General features: G+C 69.4%; 17 protein-coding genes and 8 pseudogenes. 2 read left to right on the top strand and 23 right to left on the bottom strand.

Annotation, left to right across the window (positions count from 1 at the left end; all coding sequences use genetic code 11):
- Positions 1 to 63 precede the first annotated feature (63 nt).
- From KAE78_RS10395 to groES, 3 genes and pseudogenes are all read right to left on the bottom strand, one after another.
- On the bottom strand, positions 64 to 1,335 hold the full coding sequence (locus tag KAE78_RS10395; RefSeq protein WP_223170796.1) for an ABC transporter substrate-binding protein: 1,272 nt from the start codon (positions 1,333 to 1,335) through the stop codon (positions 64 to 66).
- Between the two features lie 119 nt (positions 1,336 to 1,454).
- A pseudogene (gene rarD / locus KAE78_RS10390) lies at positions 1,455 to 2,430 on the bottom strand (EamA family transporter RarD).
- Positions 2,431 to 2,561: 131 nt separating this feature from the next.
- Positions 2,562 to 2,858, bottom strand: a complete 297-nt coding sequence (groES, locus tag KAE78_RS10385; protein WP_017203655.1) for a co-chaperone GroES — start codon at positions 2,856 to 2,858, stop codon at positions 2,562 to 2,564.
- A gap of 364 nt (positions 2,859 to 3,222) precedes the next feature.
- On the opposite strand from groES, the gene KAE78_RS10380 reads away from it, so the two are divergent.
- The gene (locus KAE78_RS10380; RefSeq protein ID WP_411155929.1) at positions 3,223 to 4,275 is read left to right on the top strand and encodes a THUMP-like domain-containing protein; all 1,053 of its coding nucleotides are present in this window, start codon (positions 3,223 to 3,225) and stop codon (positions 4,273 to 4,275) included.
- A gap of 6 nt (positions 4,276 to 4,281) precedes the next feature.
- On the opposite strand, the gene KAE78_RS10375 is transcribed toward KAE78_RS10380, so the two are convergent.
- The 12 genes and pseudogenes from KAE78_RS10375 to coaA form a co-directional block, all read right to left on the bottom strand.
- Positions 4,282 to 4,797, bottom strand: coding sequence for a hypothetical protein (locus KAE78_RS10375; protein WP_223170795.1), 516 nt, complete (start codon positions 4,795 to 4,797; stop codon positions 4,282 to 4,284).
- Positions 4,794 to 5,006: a hypothetical protein gene (locus tag KAE78_RS10370; protein WP_223170794.1), complete on the bottom strand. Its 213-nt coding sequence runs from the start codon at positions 5,004 to 5,006 to the stop codon at positions 4,794 to 4,796. Before KAE78_RS10370 ends, KAE78_RS10375 begins: the two co-directional genes overlap by 4 nt.
- Before the next feature lie 11 nt (positions 5,007 to 5,017).
- Positions 5,018 to 5,497: a hypothetical protein gene (locus KAE78_RS10365; RefSeq protein WP_223170793.1), complete on the bottom strand. Its 480-nt coding sequence runs from the start codon at positions 5,495 to 5,497 to the stop codon at positions 5,018 to 5,020.
- A complete protein-coding gene (locus tag KAE78_RS10360) occupies positions 5,497 to 5,763 on the bottom strand; it encodes a hypothetical protein (RefSeq protein WP_223170792.1) in 267 nt (88 codons plus the stop codon). Before KAE78_RS10360 ends, KAE78_RS10365 begins: the two co-directional genes overlap by 1 nt.
- A gap of 333 nt (positions 5,764 to 6,096) precedes the next feature.
- Positions 6,097 to 7,188 (bottom strand): annotated as a pseudogene (gene tsaD / locus KAE78_RS10355) (tRNA (adenosine(37)-N6)-threonylcarbamoyltransferase complex transferase subunit TsaD).
- Positions 7,073 to 7,708, bottom strand: a complete 636-nt coding sequence (locus KAE78_RS10350) for a GNAT family N-acetyltransferase (protein ID WP_223170791.1) — start codon at positions 7,706 to 7,708, stop codon at positions 7,073 to 7,075. Before KAE78_RS10350 ends, tsaD begins: the two are co-directional and overlap by 116 nt.
- A complete protein-coding gene (tsaB, locus tag KAE78_RS10345; protein ID WP_223170790.1) occupies positions 7,668 to 8,291 on the bottom strand; it encodes a tRNA (adenosine(37)-N6)-threonylcarbamoyltransferase complex dimerization subunit type 1 TsaB in 624 nt (207 codons plus the stop codon). Before tsaB ends, KAE78_RS10350 begins: the two co-directional genes overlap by 41 nt.
- 54 nt (positions 8,292 to 8,345) lie before the next feature.
- A pseudogene (gene tsaE / locus KAE78_RS10340) lies at positions 8,346 to 8,845 on the bottom strand (tRNA (adenosine(37)-N6)-threonylcarbamoyltransferase complex ATPase subunit type 1 TsaE).
- Positions 8,842 to 9,948: an alanine racemase gene (gene alr / locus KAE78_RS10335; RefSeq protein WP_223170789.1), complete on the bottom strand. Its 1,107-nt coding sequence runs from the start codon at positions 9,946 to 9,948 to the stop codon at positions 8,842 to 8,844. The pseudogene tsaE and the gene alr overlap by 4 nt, the downstream one beginning before the upstream one ends.
- Positions 9,911 to 10,302 (bottom strand): annotated as a pseudogene (locus tag KAE78_RS10330) (holo-ACP synthase). Before KAE78_RS10330 ends, alr begins: the two are co-directional and overlap by 38 nt.
- A 19-nt stretch (positions 10,303 to 10,321) precedes the next feature.
- Positions 10,322 to 12,164 (bottom strand): annotated as a pseudogene (gene glmS, locus KAE78_RS10325) (glutamine--fructose-6-phosphate transaminase (isomerizing)).
- Between the two features lie 159 nt (positions 12,165 to 12,323).
- Positions 12,324 to 13,265 carry a type I pantothenate kinase gene (gene coaA, locus KAE78_RS10320; RefSeq protein ID WP_223170788.1) on the bottom strand — a complete coding sequence of 314 codons (942 nt, stop codon included), beginning with the start codon at positions 13,263 to 13,265 and terminating at the stop codon, positions 12,324 to 12,326.
- 56 nt (positions 13,266 to 13,321) lie between these two features.
- Between coaA and KAE78_RS10315 the strand changes: the two are divergent.
- Positions 13,322 to 14,265: pseudogene (locus tag KAE78_RS10315) on the top strand (Ppx/GppA phosphatase family protein).
- A 17-nt stretch (positions 14,266 to 14,282) separates the two neighbouring features.
- Here the strand turns inward: KAE78_RS10315 and KAE78_RS17755 are convergent.
- The 8 genes and pseudogenes from KAE78_RS17755 to KAE78_RS10275 form a co-directional block, all read right to left on the bottom strand.
- Entirely contained in the window at positions 14,283 to 15,089 is an 807-nt protein-coding gene (locus KAE78_RS17755; protein WP_262927632.1) for an ABC transporter ATP-binding protein, read from the bottom strand.
- Between the two features lie 56 nt (positions 15,090 to 15,145).
- A complete protein-coding gene (locus KAE78_RS17750; RefSeq protein ID WP_262927631.1) occupies positions 15,146 to 15,322 on the bottom strand; it encodes an ATP-binding cassette domain-containing protein in 177 nt (58 codons plus the stop codon).
- Positions 15,322 to 16,122, bottom strand: coding sequence for an ABC transporter permease (locus KAE78_RS10300; RefSeq protein WP_223170787.1), 801 nt, complete (start codon positions 16,120 to 16,122; stop codon positions 15,322 to 15,324). Before KAE78_RS10300 ends, KAE78_RS17750 begins: the two co-directional genes overlap by 1 nt.
- Positions 16,119 to 16,952, bottom strand: a complete 834-nt coding sequence (locus KAE78_RS10295; protein ID WP_223170786.1) for an ABC transporter permease — start codon at positions 16,950 to 16,952, stop codon at positions 16,119 to 16,121. Before KAE78_RS10295 ends, KAE78_RS10300 begins: the two co-directional genes overlap by 4 nt.
- Complete coding sequence (locus KAE78_RS10290; RefSeq protein ID WP_223170785.1) at positions 16,949 to 18,034, bottom strand: extracellular solute-binding protein; 1,086 nt, start codon at positions 18,032 to 18,034, stop codon at positions 16,949 to 16,951. Before KAE78_RS10290 ends, KAE78_RS10295 begins: the two co-directional genes overlap by 4 nt.
- Positions 18,035 to 18,092: 58 nt before the next feature.
- Positions 18,093 to 18,563: a DUF3830 family protein gene (locus KAE78_RS10285; protein WP_223170784.1), complete on the bottom strand. Its 471-nt coding sequence runs from the start codon at positions 18,561 to 18,563 to the stop codon at positions 18,093 to 18,095.
- 148 nt (positions 18,564 to 18,711) lie between these two features.
- Positions 18,712 to 19,313, bottom strand: a pseudogene (locus tag KAE78_RS19735) (gamma-glutamyl-gamma-aminobutyrate hydrolase family protein); the annotation flags it as partial.
- Positions 19,310 to 20,762, bottom strand: a pseudogene (locus KAE78_RS10275) (aldehyde dehydrogenase family protein). The pseudogenes KAE78_RS19735 and KAE78_RS10275, both read right to left, overlap by 4 nt.
- Positions 20,763 to 20,986: the final 224 nt, after the last annotated feature.

The following is a 20,986-nucleotide window of genomic DNA, read 5'->3' as shown; positions in this document are numbered from 1 at the left end:
CAGGCACAGCGAGAGGGCCCGGAACCAAGGTTCCGGGGCCCTCTGCCTGTTCAGCGCGGGCTATCAGCCGATGCGCGTGTGACGGTTGTCGTCACCGAACTGGAAGATGCCGATCGTGGCACCGGTCGGGTCGCCGTTCTCATCGAAGTCGATGGGACCGGTCAGACCCTCGTAGTTGGCGGTGCCGCCATCGAGGATGATCTGCGCGCACTCCGCGAACGTGGTGCACGCGGTGCCGTCGCCCTCGCCGCCGGAGACCTCGCGGAGCTTGCCCGCGATGGCCGCCGAGTCGGTGGAGTTGGCCGCCAGCGAGGCCAGGGCCAGCAGCACGACGGCGTCGTAGGACTCTGCCGCGTAGCTGTACTCGCCGTCGAGCGACACGCCCTCGCGCTCCTGCCAGTTCTCCTCGAGGCTGTCGAAGAAGTCCTGCGTGAGGTCGGCGCCCATCGGGGTGGTGCCCTTCGAGCCTTCGATGCTCACCGGCATGTCATCGCCCCACTGGGACATGTTTCCGTCGACGAGGTAGAAGTTCGAGCCGTCGAAGCCGTTGGCGACGAAAGCCGGGATGATCGTCGAGGTCTCCTCGAACGCGATCACGGCGATGGCGTCGGGCTGGGCCGCGAGGATCGTGCTGACCTGCGCGTCGAAGCTGGTGTCACCCTGGTTGTAGGACTCCGAGGCGACGACGGTTCCGCCGGCCGCTTCGAAGTTCTCGGTCGTGGCGTCGTTCAGGCCCGAGCCGTAGGGGTCGTTCAGCCAGATGATGCCCAGGGTCTCGTGACCGTCTTCGGCGACCAGGTTGCCGAGGACCTCGCCCTGCAGCGCGTCCGAGGGCGCGGTGCGGAAGTAGAGGCCGTTGTCGTCCCAGGTCGTGAATGCGGGCGAGGTGTTGGCGGGCGAGATGGTGAGGACGCCGGAGGCGACCACGTCATCGAGGAACAGGGCCGTCACACCGGACGACGCGGCACCGATGATCGCCGAGACGCCCGCGCTGATCAGACGCGGGATGGTGGTGTCGAAGGCACGGTTGTCCGTGTCGCCGGAGTCACCCCACTCGACCGAGATCGTGACACCGAGATCGGCGGCGTTGACCTCGTTCACGGCCACGCCGACACCGGCCTCCTCGGGCGGTCCGAGGAAGGCGAGGGCACCGGTCTGCGGAAGCACCGTTCCGATCGACAGGCTCAGCGGCTCGCGCTCGGTCGGGCCCTCGGGGTCGACCGGATCGGCGGGGTCGGCCCCACCGGCACAGCCGGCGAGGATCAACGCGCTGGCGCTGACTGCGGCGATGCTGCCGAACACCTTGCGCGCACGCGTACTTGTGAAGACGCTCATGTTGCTCCTTGCTTCGAATGAACGTTAGAACCGGTTCGGGAACCGGTCAGTAGAACTCAACTTAGCCGTGCTCTGTTTCCCGTAGGTTGCCGTTCGCTAACGATGCTCGATGGGAGGTCTCACTTGGGTAACGACGTCGCTCCGGTCCATGCTCTCTCGATGTCGGATGCGGCATCCGCGGCCCTGCCCGCACGCCGGGTGCGCCGGGCGTTCGCGAGCAGATCGACCGTGAGCAGCACGAGCGCCGTCCACACCAGCCCGAACCCGATCCAGCGCTCCAGCGGCATGGGCTCCCCATGATCCAGGCGCCGAAGACGAACTGCATGATGGGCGTGAGGAACTGCAGCAGGCCGATGAGGCTCAGCGGAACACGCCTGGTCCCGGCGGCGAACAGCAGCAGGGGCGCTGCCGTGGCGACGCCGGCGAGGCAGAGCAGCACCGCATGCCCGGCGCCCGCCGTGCCAGGGTGATGCCCGTGGTCGCACCGACGATGACGAGCTGGATGATCGCTATGGGCGTGAGCCACACGGTCTCCAGCGTCAGACCGCTCACGGCGTCCACCGAGGGGCCGATCCGCTTCTTGACGAGACCGTAGAGACCGAACGATCCGGCCAGACAGAGGGCGACCCAGGGAAAGTCCCCGTAGCCGACGATGATCACGGTGACCGCGATGGCGGCCAGCCCCACGGCGACCCACTGCGTGACCCGCAGACGCTCGCGCAGGATCAGCACGCCCAGCAGCACGGTGAAGATCGGGTTGATGAAGTACCCCAGGCTCGTCTCGATGATCCGCTCGGTGAGCGTCCCGATCAGGAACACCTGCCAGTTGATGTAGATGAGGATGCCGGCCAGGGCCGTCCACGCCAGCAGCCGCGGCTGTCGGAAGATCGCGAGGAGCTTGCGCCACGTGCGGGCGAGGGTCAGCAGCACCGCGCAGACGGCGAGGGAGAACACCACGCGCCAGGCGACGATCTCCCACGGACCGGTCGGCGCCAGGAGCAGGAAGTACGCCGGGAGGAAGCCCCAGAGCAGGTACGCGGCGATCGCGTACACGCCGCCGAGCGTCGCCTCGGACATCGACCGCTTCTTCACCATCAGGCCAGCCTAGAGGCCGCGCCGAGGGGTGGCGCCGCCCTCCACGCCGACGCCGGATACGACGGAGGGCCCGGATGCCGAAGCATCCGGGCCCTCCGTGGAACTCTTCAGTCCCTGAGCTCGTGGAGAGGTCAGCGCACGACCACTGCGAGCACGTCGCGGGCCGACAGGACGAGGAACTCGTCCGCGCCGAACTTGACCTCGGTGCCGCCGTACTTGCTGTACAGGACACGGTCGCCCACGGCGACGTCGAGCGGGACACGGTTGCCGTTGTCGTCGATGCGACCGGGGCCCACGGCCACGACCTCGCCCTCCTGGGGCTTCTCCTTGGCGGTGTCAGGGATGACCAGACCACTCGCGGTGGTCTGCTCGGCCTCGACCTGCTTGATGACGATACGGTCCTCGAGCGGCTTGATGGAAACCGACACGGTCTACCTCTTCTTTCTTGACGCTGACACGAAAGACTTGTTCGCACTCTCAACCCGAGAGTGCTAACTCACAGTGTAGGCGGTCGGCTGGCACTCATGCAACGCGAGTGCCAATCCTGCGTCACGGAACGGCGACGTCGCCGTAGGCTGAGCGGGTGGAGATCGACGAGCTGCGTGCGCTGCTGACCCCGAGGGTCTGGCGCTGCTGGATGCGCTGCCGCCGATCGCATCGACAACGGACGTCGCGCGCGAGGTCTCACGTCTGCGCGCCGCCGGGCACGCCCCCGCACTCGTCTCGGCCGTCGTCGGGCAGGCTCACCTGCGACACCGGGGGCAGGCGAAGTTCGGCGAGTTCGCCGCACGCATGCTCTTCACCCGCGCCGGGCTCGAGCAGGCCACCCGCCGCACGGTCGGCGCCCATCACGCCGGGCGTCTGCGGGCGGTCGGCCTCTCGCATGTCGCCGACCTCGGCTGCGGGATCGGCGGCGACGCCCTGGCGTTCGCGGCCATGGGCCTGCGGGTGACCGCCGTCGACGCCGACGAGGTGACCGCGGCGATCGCCGCCTACAACCTCGCCGTCTTCGGCGATCGGGTCGAGGTGCGGCACGCGACCGCGGAGGACTTCATCGCACGCACGCGGCGTTTCGACTCGCTGCGCTCGCGGGGCGACCGGAACTCAGCGGACGGGCCGGCAGAGAACTCCGCAGGCGGAGCCGACGCCGTCTGGCTCGACCCCGCCCGCCGCACGGGCGGGCACAGCGAGACCCGCCGCATCCGCGCCGAGGACTACTCGCCTCCCCTCGACTGGGCCTTCGACCTGGCCGGCCGCATCCCCACCGGGATCAAGCTCGGTCCCGCGCACGACCGCGACGCGCTCCCGGAGGATGCCGAAGCACAGTGGATCAGCGCCGACGGCAGCGTGGTCGAGCTCGTGCTGTGGTCGGGTGTGCTGGCGCGCGACGGCGTCCGGCGCTCGGCGCTCGTGCTGCGCGGCGACGAGGCGCATGAGCTGACCGCGGCATCCGACTCCGAGGACGAGCCCAGCCGCGAGCTCGGGGAGTTCCTGCACGAGCCCGATGGGGCGATCATCCGTGCCCGCCTCATCGGCGACGTCGCCCGCAGCCTCGACGCCGGCATGCTCGATCCGCATATCGCGTATCTGACATCGGATGCCGCGGGCACGAGTCCTTTCGTGCAGTCCTTCCGCGTGCGCGAGACGCTGCCCGCGAAGGTGCCTGCGATCAATGCCGCGCTGCGCACCCACGGGATCGGGACGCTGGAGATCAAGAAGCGCGGCGTGGACGTCGACCCCGCGCAGTTCCGCCGCAAGCTCGCACTGCGCGGCGACGAGGCGGCGACGCTCTTCCTCACGCGGGTCGGGCAGAAGCGGCTGGCGATCCTCGCCGACCGGGTGTGAGCGCGCTCAGTCGGCCTCGCACTCCGGGCAGGAGAGCTCGACGTCGATGATCTGCCCGCTCTGTTCCTCGACCGTGATCCCCGTCGCCGACCGGGTCTCGATCGTGAGGTAGGGCCACAACCAGATGGTGTAGTGCAGCGTCAGCACATGGGCCTCTGCACCCGTGCGGTCTCCGGTGATCGTGACGAAGCGCAGCCCCGATTCATCTGCCTCGTCCATCGGCGCGCAGGCGACTCCGCCGTTGTGCCCTCCGACGATGAGGCATCGTTCCCTCCCGCCGTCGCGCCAAGCCGTCCACACCAGCTCGCCGTCGAACTCGCCGACCACCTGCACGGAGTGCATGTCGAAGCCGTCCTCGATCAGCTGCTCCGCTTGGACTCGCACGTCGCCGGGGAACTGCGAGAGCCAGTCGCCGGTCTGGTGGCTGAAGCGGTGGATCTGCGCAACGGGCTCACCGGACGTGGAGAACACCACCGCCGCCTCGATTGACTCGAATCGTGTGTCGTCGCCCTCGATGGTCACGCTCGCAGACAGCACACCGTTCTCCAGAGCCTCTTCCCGCAGGCAGGAGGTGCCGTGGTCGTCCCCGTGTCGATGATGACGCAGGTGATGTCTCCTTCCAGTCGCGTCGCCAGCCACACGCGGGCGCCCTCGACGTCATCCTGCTTCACGAGCGTCATCGTGCCCTCGTCGAACGGCTCGAGTTCGGTCAGCTCGTCGCGTCGCTCCAACTGCTCGACACTCAGCGAGGGGCCGGTCTGCGCGGCCAGCTGCGGCAGCGCCCAGCCGACACCGACACCCAGGAGAAGGAGCGCCGCTCCCGCGAGGGCGAGCAGCGGCCGGCGCCGCGAGCGAGGGACGCAGAGTCGGATGCCGGGACGGGCTGCTCGAGGACGGCCGATCCGAGGGTCGCGTCGTCGACGGCGGGCCGGGCGGAGGAGCCTCCGAGGTTCGACTCCGGCGGAGCGGCACGGGCGGGGCCGTCTGCGAGGCGGCCGGCGACAAGGAGCCCGACCGGGACCCGCGGTGTCGGAAGCCGCGGTCGGGGGCCCACGGCATCCGGCGCCGCGTCCTTCGGTGGTTCTTCGGCATCCGATGCCGACGCGCGTCGGCGCCGCTCCTGCAGCTCGTGCAGTCGCCGAGACTCGGCCTCGTTCAGCATGCCACCGGGAGCGTACGCCCGCTCCTGGAGCGCCCTGAGCTCGGCCGTCTCGTCGCGCATCAGCCCAGCCGCTCCAGCGCCATCGCCGCCCAGATGAGCCAGCCGAGGCTGAACGCGGTGGACACCAGGCCCAGCACGAGCGCCCAGCGGGCGATCCCATGGCTCTCGATCGGGCGTCGCAGCGCCACGATCGCCGTGCCGACCGCGAGCAGGCCGATCGGGACCCCCAGCCGACGAAGAACGACACGACGAGAGCGAGGATCGCCGCGCCCAGCGCCCAGGGCGCCAGTGCTCCCTTGACGACCGGGGTCGGTGCGGGCTCCCATTCGAGCAGGGGCTCCGGTGCGCCGAGCTCGGGGCCCACCTCGTACGTCGGCACGATGCCGATCGGGTCGGTCGGGAACCGGGTGAGCGGACGGCGGGTGTCGCCCGGAATGCGCGCGCTCGCCTCGGGATGCTCGATGTCGGCGCCGAGGTCGCCGAGAAGCGGCGAGGTCGGGGCCTGTTGTGCGACGGAGCTCGGCGGCGGCACCGCGGGCCGGGCCGCGGAGCCGCACCCGCCAGCGGCGGCGGGGTCTCCGTGGACGGCGCCTCCTCGGCGCGCGAGCCCTCCGCGGCCCGGAGGTCGCGGCGCAGCGGGCCGTCGGTGCCGTCCTCGCTCATACCGGAACCTCCTCCGCGACCTGGATCTCGGTGACCGGCAGCGTCGAGTCGGCGCCGAATGCCAGAGTCGAGGGCGGGCGACCGGAGCGGATGAGCTCCGCGGCCAGTGCCGCGATCATCGCCCCGTTGTCGGTGCAGAGCGAGAGGGCGGGATGCGCACGGCGACCCCGCGTCCGCGGCCCGCGAGAGCGCCACCTCGCGCAGGCGACGATTCGCGATCACACCGCCGCCCAGCAGCAGACGCGGCACCCCCGCTCCTCGCAGGCGTCGAGAGCCTTGGTCACGAGCACGTCGACGACCGCCTCGCGGAAGCTCGCCGCGACATCCGGGATCGGAACGACCGGTCCCTGAGCCTGTCGAAGGGCGCCCTCCGCCTCGCAGCGTTCCACCCAACGGGCGACAGCGGTCTTCAGCCCTGAGAACGAGAAGTCGTAGCGGTGCTTCGCCCTGTCGGACGCCCGCGACAGCCCGCGCGGGAAGTGGATCGCGTCCGGGTCGCCGGATGCCGCGGCACGGTCGATCTCGGGGCCGCCCGGATACGGCAGCGAGAGGAGCCGAGCGACCTTGTCGAAGGCCTCGCCGGCGGCGTCGTCCATCGTCTCGCCGAGGAGCTCGACGTCGGTGGTGAGATCGCGCACGTGCAGGAGCGAGGTGTGCCCGCCGCTGACGAGCAGCGCGATCGTCGGATACTCCAGGGGCGGCGCCTCGGCGTCGAGGATGTCGGCGGCGATGTGCCCGACGAGGTGGTTGACCGCGTAGAGCGGCTTGTCGAGGGCCACGGCGAGGCCCTTGGCCGCGCCGATGCCGACCATGAGCGCCCCTGCCAGACCCGGACCGCTCGTCACCGCGATCGCGTCGAGGTCTTCGGGTCGCACCTGCGCCTCGGCGAGCGCGGCCTCGATCGACGGCTGGAGCGCCTCCAGATGCGCACGGGCCGCGACCTCGGGCACGACGCCGCCGTAGCGGGCGTGCTCATCCATGCTGCTGGCGATCGTGTTGCTCAGCAGCGTCCGCCCGCGGACGATGCCGATCCCGGTCTCGTCGCAGCTCGTCTCGATGCCGAGCACCAGCGGGGTTTCGCGGTTCATGTGCACGCCCCGCCTCGGCGACGGGCGCGGCGGCCCGCCCGCGCAGGTCGAGCTTCATCACGATCGCATCGACATCGTCGGGTTGGTAGTACCGCGGGCGGCGGCCGATCTCGACGAAGGCCTCCGACAGGTAGAGCTGTTCGGCGGCGGGGTTGTCGGCGCGCACCTCGAGGAACACGTCTCGCGCACCGCGGCGGGTCGCCTCGTCGAGCAGGGCGGTCAGCAGACGGCGCCCCCGACCGGTGCCGCGGTGATCGGCATCGAGCGCGATGGTCTGGATGTCGGCATCCGATGCTCCCTGCACCGCCCGCAGCCCGGCATAGCCGACGATGGCGCCGGCGACGTCGTCGACGAGATAGTGCCCGTGCGGGAGGCGAGCTCTTCGGCCATCGCGGCCTCCGACCAGGCGTCGGTCGGGAACGACGAGCGCTCGATGCGCATGATGGCCGCGAGGTCGTCGGGGGTGGCGAGGCGGATCGTCATGCGCCCACCTTCTTCCGCGGCGCGGGCGGCTGGACATCGGGAGATCGCAGGTAGAGCGGTTCGGGGCCGGTGAGCGTGCGGCCGGCGGCGAGGGCACGGGCGGCCACGCGTCCGAGGTCGGATGCCGCGAGTTCTGTGACCTCGGCGTACGGCGTCCCCGCGAGGTGCGCCTCGGCATCCGCGCGGGCGACCAGCACGGTCTCGGCCGTGAGACGCGGCAGCCCGTCGGCGTCGAGGCCGTCGAAGACGGAGACGGCGACCTCGCGGCGGCGGGCGTCGGTGACGACCGCGAAGGGCGTGGACGCCGCATCCGAGGTCAGGTGCGCGAGGGCCGGGGCGAAGTGACTCGGCACCGGGAGCACCGGCGCGCCCCGACCGAGCGCGAAGGCACGGGCAGCGGCGATGCCGATGCGCAGGCCGGTGAAGGGCCCAGGCCCCATTCCGGTGGCGACATGGGTGATTTCGGCCGGGTCCACCTCGGCGAGCACGTCCCTCAGCAGGTCGCCGATGATCTCCGCGTGCCCGAGTGCACCGGCGGTGGCGGCGGAGGCGCGCACGGTACCGTCCGCGCCGACGAGCGCGACGGCGGTACCCAAAGAGGTGTCCACGGCGAGAATCACGTCTCCAGATTACGTCGTCGCGGACATCCTGAGCGTTACGGCTCCCCCGTCCGGTCAGGCGCCGACGCGGCGCACCGTCACCACCCGCGGCGCGTCGGCATCGAGATCCTCATCTGCGAGCGACTCGTCTGCCCCGACGGGCCGCTCTATCTCGACGTCCCACCACTGGTCCACAAGCGAATCTGCCATGCCGCGCCCCCACTCGACGACGACGACAGAGCGTTCCAGGTCCAGATCCAGATCGTCGAGCTCGGCCGCCGCGCCCAGCCGGTAGGCGTCCACGTGCACGAGCGCCGGTCCGCCCACGAGCGAGGGGTGGGTGCGCGCGATCACGAAGGTCGGGCTCTGCACGGGCCCCCGCACACCGAGGGACTCGGCGAGCCCGCGGGTGAAAGTCGTCTTGCCCGCGCCCAGCGGGCCTGTCAGTACGAGCAGGTCACCCGCGCGCAGCACCGCCCGAAGGCGCGCCCGAGCTCCTCCATGTCGTCGGATGCCGCGATCTCGTACCGTCCGGGTTCCGGACTCGTCGACGAGCTCGGTGATCGGAGGCTCATGCCGTCCGCCGCGGAACGCGGGCGCCGATGCGCGTGACGATGTCGTAGTTGATGGTGCCGGCGGCGGCCGCCCACTCATCGGCAGCGGGCTGCCCCAGCGTCGGATCGCCGAACAGCACGACCTCGTCGCCCACCGACACCGAGTGTCCGCCGGCGTCGACGATGAACTGGTCCATGGCGATGCGGCCGGCCACCGGCATCCGATGTCCGCCCACCACGACGTGACCCGCGCCGGAGGCCTGCCGCGGCACGCCGTCGGCGTAGCCGAGCGGCACGAGCGCCAGAGTCGTGTCGCGGGCGGTGACGAAGTCGTAGCCGTAGGAGGCGCCCGTGCCGGCGGGCACGCGCCGGACGGCGGCGACGGCCGCGCGCAGCGTCATGGCCGGGCGCAGGCCCAGCTCGGCCGAGGAGCGATCCGCGAAGGGCGAGAGTCCGTAGATGCCGATCCCGCAGCGCACGGCGTCCAGGCGCAGCTCGGGGCGGGCGATGGCGGCCTCGGTCGCGGCGAGATGACGGAACTGCGGGCGGATGCCGGCATCCGTCGCCGCCGCCGTGCCCCTCTCGAACGCGGCGAGCGCCTGCAGGTCGGCGTGACGCGAGGCGTTGGCCACGTGGCTGAAGAGGCCGATCACCCGGATGCGGCCCACCCGCTCCAGCCGCGCCGCCTCGGCAAACACGCGCCCCCAGTCGCCGGGAGCGATGCCGTTGCGGGAGAGCCCCGTATCGATCTTCAGGTGGACGTCGACGGGCTGGTCAACATGTGCGGCCGCCCCGGCGGCCTCCAGCTGATCGAAACTCGAGATGCCGAGCTCGATGCGCTCGACGGCGGCCGCCGCGAAGCGCTCACCCGGTTCGTGCAGCCAGGCCATGACGGGGGCCGTGATCCCGTCGCGGCGCAGCGCGAGCGCCTCCCCGAGGGTGGCGACGCCGAGGCGGCTCGCCCCGCCGGAGAGAGCGGCGACGGCGGCGATGGTCGCCCCGTGCCCGTAGCCGTCCGCTTTGACGACGGCGAAGACATCCACCCCGGTGAGCCGGCGCAGGTGACGGACGTTGTCGGCGATCGCATCAGCGTCGATCGTCGCCTCGCGGAACGGTGCGGTCATCGCGGATCCCCTCCAGCACGACGAACGCCGCGGCCAGCCCGGCGTCGTGGGTCATCGTCAGGTGCAGGGCGGTGATGCCGCGCTCCTCGACCACGGATGCCGTGGAGCCGCTCAGCGCGAACACCGGCTTGCCCGAGGGCTCCGAGGCGATCTCGATCTCGGTCCAGTAGACGCCGTCCGACCCCCGAGCGCCTTGATGAGCGCCTCCTTCGCGGCGTAGCGGGCGGCGAGCGAACGGAGCTTGAGCAGTCGTTCGGCCGGCGAGAAGAGGCGCGGGAGCAGCCGCGGGGTGCGCTCCACCGTCCGCTCGAAGCGGGCGATGTCGACGAGGTCGATGCCGGTGCCGATGATCACCGCCTCAGCCTACCGGCGGCTACTCGACGGTGACCGACTTGGCGAGGTTGCGGGGCTGGTCGACATCCAGGCCCTTCGCGCTGGACAGCCCCATCGCGAAGATGTGCAGCGGCACGACGGCCAGGAGCGGCTCGAACAGCGGACCCGCCAGCGGGATGCGCAGCACCTCGTCGGCGACGGGCAGCACGGCCGCATCGCCCTCCTCGGCGATCACGACGACACGCGCACCGCGGGCGCGGACCTCCTCGATCGAGGAGATCACCTTCTTGTGCATCTCGGCCGACTGACGCGGCGAGGGCACGATCACGAACACCGGCTGCCCCGGCTCGATCAGCGCGATGGGGCCGTGCTTGAGCTCACCGGCCGCGAAGCCCTCCGCGTGGATGTAGGCGAGCTCCTTGAGCTTGAGCGCCCCTCCATGGCGATCGGGTAGCCGACGTGGCGGCCGAGGAACAGCACGGAGCGGGTGTCGGCCATCCACGCGGCGAACTGCTCGATGCGCTCCTGCTCGGTCTCGAGCACGCGGCTGATCTTGCCCGGAACGGCTTCGAGCTCGGCGACGTGGGTCGCGGCATCCGGCACCGTCCCCCGCAGCCTCCCGATGTGCAGACCCATGAGGTACAGCGCCGTGATCTGGGCGACGAAGGCCTTCGTCGAGGCGACGGCGACCTCTGGGCCCGCGTGCGTGTAGACGATCGCATCCGACTCGCGAGGGATCGTGGCGCCCTGCGTGTTGCAGATCGACAGCGTCTTGGCCCCGCGCTCGCGCGCGTACTTGACCGCCATGAGGGTGTCCATGGTCTCGCCCGACTGCGAGATCGAGACGACCAGCGTCTCGGGCCCCACGACCGGGTCGCGGTAGCGGAACTCGTGGGCGAGCTCGACGTCGACCGGGATGCGGGTCCACTGCTCGATCGCGTACTTGCCTGTCTGTCCGGCGTAGGCGGCCGTGCCGCAGGCGACGATGATGATGCGCGAGATGCCGGTGAACAGTTCGTCGAGACCCTCGAGCTCGGGGATGACGACCTCGCCGTCCCGGATGCGGCCGCGCAGCGTGTTCGCGACGGCCTCGGGCTCCTCCGAGACCTCCTTCGCCATGAACGACGACCAGCCGCCCTTTTCGGCCGCCGATGCGTCCCAGGTCACCTCGAAGGGCTCCACCTCGACGGGCGCGCCCTCGAAGTCGGTGACCTCGACGGCATCCGGACGGATCGCGACGATCTGATCCTGCCCGATCGCGAGGGCGTTGCGGGTGTGCTCGACGAAGGCGGCGACATCCGATCCGAGGAAGTTCTCGCCGTCTCCGATGCCGATGACCAGCGGCGAGTTGCGCCGGGCGCCGACGACGAGGCCGGGCTCGTCCTGGTGCATCGCCAGCAGCGTGAAGGCTCCTTCGAGTCGTGCCACCACGGCGCGGAACGCCGCCTGCAGATCGCCCGCTCGGCGGTACTCGCGCCCGAGGAGGGCTGCGGCGACCTCCGTGTCGGTCTCGCTGAGGAACGTGACGCCCCGGCCACCAGCTCCGCCTTCAGCTCGGCGAAGTTCTCGATGATGCCGTTGTGGATGACCGCGAGCCGGCCGTCGTCGGCGAGGTGCGGGTGGGCGTTGCCGTCGGTCGGCCCGCCGTGCGTCGCCCACCGGGTGTGCCCGATGCCGGTCGTGCCGTCGGCGAGCGGAGTGGCGGCGAGGTCGTCGCGCAGGACCTTGAGCTTGCCGGCGCGTTTGCGCATGCCCAGGTCGCCGGACTCGTCGATGATCGCGATCCCGGCCGAGTCATAGCCGCGGTACTCCAGGCGGGCGAGCCCGGCGATCAGGATGTCCTGGCTCGGGCGCGGGCCCACATATCCGACGATTCCACACATGGTTCCAAGGATAAGGGGCGCAACCCTGCGCGGACGCCAGATGCCGCGGGGGATGCTTCGCGCATTGATCCGCGAGAACACCGAGGTTTCGACGCGCTTCGCTTGCTCAACCTTGACAATCGGCGCATCAACGCCCTTCGCGCATTGATCCGCCGCTTGTCAAAGCTTGCGCAGAAGTACGCTCTCTACGGCGTGGTTCTCGCCCTTGTTCAGCACGAGCGTCGCCCGATGCCGGGTGGGCATCACGTTCTCGACGAGGTTGGGCATGTTGATGTCGCGCCAGTATCCGAGCGCCGCCTGCTCCGACTCCTCGTCGGTCAGGTGCGCAAACACGTTGAAGTAGGAGGCGGGGTTGCTGAAGGCGCCCTTGCGCAGCGCGAGGAAGCGGTCGACGTACCAGCGCTCGATGTGCGCGGGATCGGCGTCGACATAGACGGAGAAGTCGAACAGGTCGCTCACGGCGACGTCGTTGGGCGCGGGTGGCGGCTGCAGCACGTTCAGCCCCTCCACGATCACGACATCGGGGCGCCGCACCACCACGTGCGCGTCCGGCATGATGTCGTACTTCATGTGCGAGTAGAAGGGAGCGCGCACCTCGGGTGCGCCGCTCTTGACCTTGGTGAGGAACTCCACGAGCGCGCGGCGATCGTAGGACTCCGGGAACCCCTTGCGCTCCATGAGCCCACGGCGCTCGAGCTCGGCGTTCGGGTAGAGGAAGCCGTCGGTCGTGACGAGCTCGACCCGCGGGGTGCCCGGCCAGCGGCTCATGAGTTCACGCAGCAGGCGCGCGATCGTCGACTTGCCCACCGCGACGGATCCGGCCACGCCCACGACGAAGGGCGTGGTGGTGTCGTCCTCCTGCAGGAAGTCGCTGACCGCGCCGCCGAGACGCTTCGTCGCCGACGCGTACAGGCTGAGCAGCCGGCTCAGCGGCATGTACACCTCGCTCACCTCGGTGAGGTCGAGGCGGTCTCCCAGCCCGCGGATCGCGACGAGCTCGGTCTCGGCGAGCGGCTGATCGAGGTCGGCGGCCAGACGCGCCCAGTCCGCGCGATCGATCTCCCGGTACGGAGAAAGCTGCGGGTTCGGGTCGTCGCTCACGGGTTACATCGTATCGGTCGGCCGGTCCCGTGCCGTTCACCGGGTATTCTCGACCCGTGCGCCTGGGAGTCCTCGACATCGGTTCGAACACCGTCCACCTGCTCGCCGCCAACGCCCATCCGGGCGGGCGGCCGACGGCGACGACGAGCGACCGCACGGTGCTGCGCCTCATGCGCTTCCTCACCGCCGACGGCGCGATCAGCGAGGACGGCATCCGGGCTCTCGAGGCCGCCGTCACCCGCGCCCGCGAGATCGCCGCCGCGGAGAGCGTCGACGCCCTGCTGGCGACGGCGACGAGCGCCGTGCGCGAGGCGCGCAACGGCGACGAGGTCATCGCCCGCATCGAGGCGGCGCTCGGTCAGAGCCTGCAGGTCCTCGGCGGGCAGGCGGAGGCGGAGCTGACCTACCTCGCTGTGCGCCGCTGGTTCGGGTGGGCGGCCGGGCGCATCATGCTGCTGGACATCGGCGGGGGCTCCTTCGAGTTCGCGGCCGGCGCCGAGGAGACACCGGAGCTCGCGGCATCCGTTCCGCTCGGAGCCGGTCGGATGACGGTGCAGTTCCTCCCCGACGACCCGCCCGGGCTGGAGGCGGTCGAGCGTCTGCGCGAACACGCCCGCGGGGTGCTGGCGCCGCTGGCCGAGCAGTTCCGCGCCCTCCCGAAGCCCGATCACATCGTCGGCTCGTCGAAGGCGATCCGTTCCCTCGCCACGCTGGCCGGGCGCCGCGTCGCCTCGGTGCCGAGCTACGACCGCGTCGAGCTGGCCAAGGACTCGCTCGCCGCATGGATCCCGCGTCTGGCGAAGATCCCGCCGCCGCCCGCCAGGAGCTGCCCGGGATCACCCCGGACCGGACGTTCCAGATCGTCGCGGCCGCCGTCGTCCTGCACGCCGCGATGGAGGCGCTCAAGATCGATGTGCTCGAGGTGAGCCCCTGGGCGCTGCGCGAGGGCGTGCTTCTGCGCTACATCGAGTCGATGTCGTGGGAGGGCGACCAACCCTGAGACCGGATGCCGCGAGCTCACTCAGAGAGCCACAGCGCGGCGCCCTCCCGCCAGCCGAGGCCGGCCGATCCCGCCGGGAGGATCTCCTCATGCCTCGGGAGCACGACACGCAGGCGCCGCCCAGCCAGCTCGACAACGTAGACGACATCGGCACCCCGGTACACGGAGGCGACGACGTCGACAGGCACCGGTGCGTCCGCGGCGACCGCGGAGCGGAGGCGGAGATCTTCCTGACGGAGCATGACCTGCCCTTTGCCCATCGCCCCTTCGCCGCTCACGGCGACTGTCACGTCGGTTCCCTCCAGCACTGCCGACCCGCCGGAACGGGTGGCCGGCAGGAGGTTCGCCGAGCCGATGAAGTCTGCGGCGAAGGACGAGCGCGGGGCACCGTACAGCTCGGTCGGCGCTCCTTCCTGCTCGATGCGGCCGGCGTTCATGAGAACGATGCGGTCGGAGAGACTCATCGCCTCCTCCTGGTCGTGGGTGACGAAGACGGTCGTCAGTCCCAGAGCACGATGCAACTCCTTCAGCTCGATCTGCATGTCCTCCCGCAGACGCGCGTCGAGGTTAGACAGTGGCTCATCGAGCAGAAGGACCCGCGGTTCGAACGCGATCGCTCGCGCGAGCGCGACCCGCTGTTGCTGTCCGCCCGACAGCTGAGCCGGGAACCTGTCGGCGAGGTGGCCCATCTGCACGCGCTCCAACGCACGCACGGCGAGCGCGCGCTGTTCGGACTTCGGCTTGTCGCCGGCCATCCGCAGCCCGAACCGCACATTCTCCGCGACCGTCATGTGCGGGAAAAGCGCATAGCTCTGGAACATCATGCCCAGATGACGCTTCTCCGGCGGGAGGCGCGTGACGTCCGTCCCACCTATCTCGATCACCCGCCGCTGGGCGTCTCGAGGCCGGCGATGCAGCGCAGCAAAGTCGTCTTGCCGCAGCCCGACGGCCCGAGCAAGGAGATGAACTCCCCCGACTCGACCGTAAGGTCGATCCCCTTGAGCACGGTGGTGCTCTTGAAGTCCTTCGTGAGAGAAGCGATGGTGAGCGTAGTCATCAGACGAACAACCTTCCCAGGCCGATAATGCGTTCGAGGACGATCATGAGTACGACGGTGATCAAGACCATGAGCGTCGAGACGGCGGCGACCGTCGGCGACGTGCTGAACTCCAGCTGCCCGTAGATGGCGATCGGCAGTGTCTCCAGCTGCGGCGTCCTCAGGAACAGCGCGATCACCGCGTCGTCGAACGAGATGTTGAATGCGAAGAAGGCGCCTGCGGCGATGCCCGGGCGGGCGATGGGTAGCACGACCAGGCGGTAGCGGTTCCACGCGCTCGCACCGAGGGTCCGTGCAGCTTCTTCGGTGAAGTGATCCGCCCGCGCCATCACACCGGTGACGGTGCGCATGACATAGGGAATCGCGATCACGATGTGCACGACGACCAGCACGCCGACGTTGGGAGCACCGATGGTCATGGACGTCAACGACAGCGCACCGATGGCGAGGATGATCGTCGGCAGCGTCAACGGCGACATCAGCAACGCCTGGATCGCTCCGGCACCGGGGATCGGGAAGCGCGTCAGGGCGAGCGCCGCAGCCGTCCCTATGACGGCTGCGAAGATCGCGACCGTCACACCGACCATCAGACTCAGCCGGAAGGGCTCGAGGTAGGTGTCTGAGGTGAGGGCGTCCACGTACCAGTCGAGGGTGAACCCCTGCGGTGGGAAGGTGAGGAAACGGCTCTCGCTCACCGAGGCACCTGCGACCACGAGAAGCGGGACGAGCATGTACAGCGTCACGACGACGCCGAGAAGAATCGCCAGGATCTTTCCGAGGATCGGCACTGAGCGGATCATGCCTGCACCCGTGCCCTTCCGAGTCGAGCGGTCGCCGCCAGCACGAGCGTGACGCCGCCGAAGAGCAGCACAGCCTGAGCCGCTGCGAACGGCCAGTTGAGATTGGTGGTCGCGTCGACGTAGATCGTCTGCGCGAAGACCGGGATCTGCGCACCGCCGATGAAGCGGGGCGTGATGAACGAGCTGACCGACAGCACGAAGACGAGGGATGCCCCGGCGATGATGCCGGGCACCGACAAGGGCAGTACGACATGCCACAGTGTGCGCCAGAAACCGGCGCCCATCGTGCGCGCTGCCTCTTCGAGTTGCGGGCGGATGCCGGAGATGACGCCGAGGATGCTCAACACCGCGAAGGGCAGCAGCACCTGGACCATGGCAATGACCACTCCCGCCTCGGTGCCGAGGAAGCCCTGTGTGCCGCGAACGAGAAGTTCGGCGCCGGGAATGTCCATGAGCAGGCCCATGGGTCCCATCAGCACGACCCACCCGAAGGTGCGGACGACGACGCTCGTCATGAGCGGGAGGATGATGACGATCAGCAGGAAGGAGCGCACTCTCGGACCGGACCTCGCCATGATGTACGAGAGCGGGATGGCCAGCACGAGAGTGACGGCCGTCTGGATCAGCCCCAGGCGGAGCGAGCGCCACGCAGCCTGGAGATGGTAGTCGCTGGAGAACAGTCGCGTGAAGTTTTCCAGGGTGAACCCGCCTGCCGGCGACTGCACGCTCATGAGGAGCATACCCGCCACCGGGGTGACGAAGCCGATCGCCAGGAGGGCGATCGCCGGCAGGAGAAGGAGCCAGGGCTCCTTGCGGGTTCGAGTGCTCATTGGGTGATCAGGGCGTTCCACTCATCGGTCCACGCCTGACGGTTCGCGGCGATGTCACCAGGAGCGTACACGACGGCCGAAGCGAGTTCATCGGCGGTGAGCACAGTGCCCTCGGCGTCCGCCGACAGCTCGGTGGTCGTGTTGACCGGCGAGTAGCGCATCTGCTCGGCGAAGACCTTCTGTGCGTGCGGGCGCAGCTCGAAGTCGATGAACAACTTAGCCAGCTCCGGGTTCTCCCGGCCGGAGACCACGTTTGCGGTGATGAGCGATGCGGTCACGCCCTCTTCGGGGACGATGAACTCCACCGGGAGTCCGGCGTCCTGCAGAGTGCCGGCGTAGTCCATCGCGTACGGGGCGAGCCAGGTGCCGCGCTGCGCGAACGCCGTCTGAAGGTCGGGCGATGTCGGGACGACGATCGCGTCGCCATCGGCCGCAAGCGCGCCAAGGTCGGCGATCGCCTGGGAGGGGTCGTCGATCCCTCCGCCGAGCACGTCCGAGACGCGAAGCATGGACAGCACCCCGTAGGTGTTGGAGAAGTCGGCGAGTGCGATGTGACCCGCGTAGGCTTCGTCGAACAGGTCCGTCCAGGATGTCGGTGCCGGGGCATCCGCTTCCGTGTTGTAGACGAGCCCGATGGGCGCCAGCTGGATCACCGGGCCTTCCCCGCGCTCGAGTCCGACGGTCGCGACCTCGACGAGGTTGTCGTACTCGGAGAGGTCGGATGCGGCGATCGGCTCGATCAGTCCCTCCTGTGCGGCGGTGTACTCCTGTCCTCCGGAGAAGTGCACGACGTCGATCTGCGGGCTGGCCTTCTGGGCGGTCACCTGCGCGAGCGCGTCGGCACTGTAGAGGGTGACGAGCTGCACACTGGCACCGGTCTCCTCTTCGAAGGGCTCAACGACCGCCTCGACGAAGGCCGTCTCCCAGTCGCCGCCGAAGGTCGTGACGACGAGCGTCTCGCCGGCGAACGGCTTCTCGTCGCCGCCTTCCGACGGGGGTTCGGCATTGCCGCTGCAGCCGGCCAGCACGAGCGAGCTGGCGGCCGCGAGGGCGCCGAGCGTGAATAGTCTGCGGTTCTTCATGCTTACTCCTTTGTATTCGTCATTCGGTATGTGATCAGGCGGCGTGGGCGAGGTTCCCTCAGGCGACACGACCGATCGTGAGGTTCTTGGCGCCGTCGATACGGATGGCGGCGCTCTCCGCGGCGAACTCCGCCAGACCCTCGGTGACAGACGCCCAGATGTTCACCGGAGTCCAGCCGAGCGGACCGAGCGTACGTGCCCCGCGGTCGTAGAAGACACCGACCTCGTACCACTCGAACGGCAGCCCGCCCATCTGCATGGGGCGCTGCCAGTACCACATCAGGTCGCCAGGGGCGGGAATGACCTGCTGGTTCTCGTGGGGCACCGCCTCGGGGTCAAAGTTCTGCGCTTCCTCGGGAAGGCCGACCATGACCTCGGGTCCGGCGTAGATGGCGTGCAGGGCCTGCATCGTGACCGGCTTCTCCAGAGCGCCCCACAGCGCTTTGCAGGTCTCGGGGGCGAGGTCCTCCATCAAGGTCGCTACGGCACGGGTGCCGTTCTCGTACTCGAGGAAGATCTGCTTGCTCATTCTGTTCCTTTCTCTGCGGCGGACTCCCCGCCGCTCGTTGACGTGCCGCGGCGAGGAATGCCGCGTACAAGGGCTGCTCCTGAGCAGCTTCGGCCGGCTGCGCCATCTTCTCCGGATGCCACTGCACACCCCAGAAGGGCCATTCGCCATCGGGTTCGATCGCCTCGATGATCCCGTCCGGCGCCCAGGCGACAGCACGGAACCCCGGGGCGAGAGTTCCGACGGCCTGGTGATGGATGGTGTTGACGATCCGCTCGGTCACCCCATACGTCCTCGCCAGTCGGCTGACCGGATCGAGGGAGATCGGATGCCGCTCGTCGAGCTGTGCCGCGCCCCGCACGGGGCGATGAGCCGCGGACGCCGCGATGTCGACGATCAGAGTGCCGCCGAAGGCGATGTTGGCCACCTGCATCCCGCGACAGATCGCAAGGACAGGGATCCCTGGTCGCGGGCGCCCGAGACGAGCGCGATCTCGAACTCGTCGCGGGAGGGGTCGTAGCTCCTGCCGTTCTGCCGTCCTGCACCGTAACGGGTCGGGTCCATGTCCTCCCCGCCGGAGACGACCAGACCGTCGAGCCGGTTCAGCACGTCGTCGACGCCTCCGGTGGGAGGAAGCAGCACGACCGCGCCGCCCGCAGCCTCCACAGGTGAGGCGTACTCGACGCCCAGGCTGTGCACGGGGCGTTTCTCGCCAAGCTCGGTGTCGAACCGACGCTGCCAGGTGGTGATCCCGATGAGGGGCCGGATCATGACAGCTCGATCCAGGTGGACTTCAGATCGGTGAACTTCTCCAGTGCGTGCAGGCTCTTGTCCCGCCCGAAGCCCGAGCCCTTCACCCCGCCGAACGGAATGGTCATGTCGCCCTCTTCGAAACAGTTCACCCAGACCACCCTGCCTTGAGCCGGCGCGACAGCCTGTGCACGGCGTTGAGGTCGTTGCTCCACAGGGCTGCGGCGAGACCGTACTCGGTGCCGTTGGCGATGTTGAGCGCATCCTCGACGTCGTCGTAGGCGATGACGGACAGCACCGGACCGAAGACCTCGCGACGTGCGACCTCGTGCTCCGGGGTGACGCCGAGGACGACGGGCGCGAAGTAGCTGCCTCCGGGAACGGCCTCGTAGCGCTCAGCGCTTCCCGCGGCGATCTCTCCGCCCTCCGCGACCGCGCGCTCCACAAATCCCGCGATGCTGCGGAGCTGTCCCTCGCCGACGATGGCGCCCATCGAGGTGGTGACGGCGAAGGGATCATCCGGAAGGCTCGTGCGCGCGACCTCGGCGGCGATCTCCAGCGCGCGATCGCGGTCGGCCCGGGGTACGAGCAACCTCGAGGAAGCGGTGCACATCTGGCCCTGGTTGTAGAAGCATCCGTCTGCCGTGGCTCGCACGGCCTGCTCCAGATCGGCGTCGGGCAGCACCAGGCTCGCGGTCTTGCCGCCGAGCTCCGGCCAGACGCGCTTGCCGTTCGAAGCAGCCGAATAGCCGAGGAACCTCCGACCGACCTCGGGAGAGCCGGTGAAGGTCACGACGTCGACATCCCCGTGCTCGCCGAGCGCCCGTCCGGTCTCATCCCGCGACCGGGAGTGACGTTGAGGACGCCGGCGGGGATGCCCGCCTCGATGGCGAGCTCGGCGAGGCGCAGCGCCGAATAGGTGGAGTTCTCGGCGGGCTTGAGGATCACGCTGTTGCCCACGGCGAGTGCCGGCGCAAGCTTCCAGGCCGTCATGGTCAGCGGGAAGTTCCACGGCACCACTGCGGCGACGACGCCGACGGGCTCGCGGGTGACCAGCGCCAAGCTGCTCGGCGTCGTGACTGGCAGTTCGTCGAGAACCTTGTCCGCAGCCTCGCCATACCAGCGGAAACAGTTCACGACCGCGCGGAGCTCCGTCTGCAGGGCTTCGCGGATGGGCTTGCCCATCTCGAGCGAGATCAGCAGCGCGAGCTCTTCGGCCGTGTCGTGGATTTTCTGCGCGAAGGCGATCAGGGCCTGCCCGCGGTCACGTGGTGCACGCTGCGACCAGACGCCCGACTCGAAGGCGGTGCGCGCCGAGCGGACCGCGGCATCGACATCAGAGGCCGACGCTGCCGCTACCTCCGGCAGTGCACGGCCGTCGCGAGGGCTGACAGGCGTGAGCGGTGCGGCGGAGCCGTGTACCCATCCGCCGTCGAGAAGCAGGCTCGTGCGCAGATCCAGTGCTTCCACGCGCTGCGCCCAGTCGCTTCCCGTTGCCGTGAACACGGTGATCCTCTCGCCGGTTGAATCCGTACGAGATGATATTTGCTTGTATTGGCCAATTATGCAAGTCAGATTGAACTATTTCGCCATAACAGCTCTATAACTTGGAGGATGTGGCCTAGATTCTGATCGCCCCGGTGAGTGCGTCCTCACCGTCGCGCTCGGGCGCCTCATCGACCATGAGCGACCCC

The organism is Microbacterium sp. NIBRBAC000506063, from assembly GCF_017968845.1.
Lineage (GTDB): Bacteria > Actinomycetota > Actinomycetes > Actinomycetales > Microbacteriaceae > Microbacterium.
Note: the sequence above shows the minus strand (reverse complement) of the source record. Positions and strands in the feature narration are given on the sequence as shown.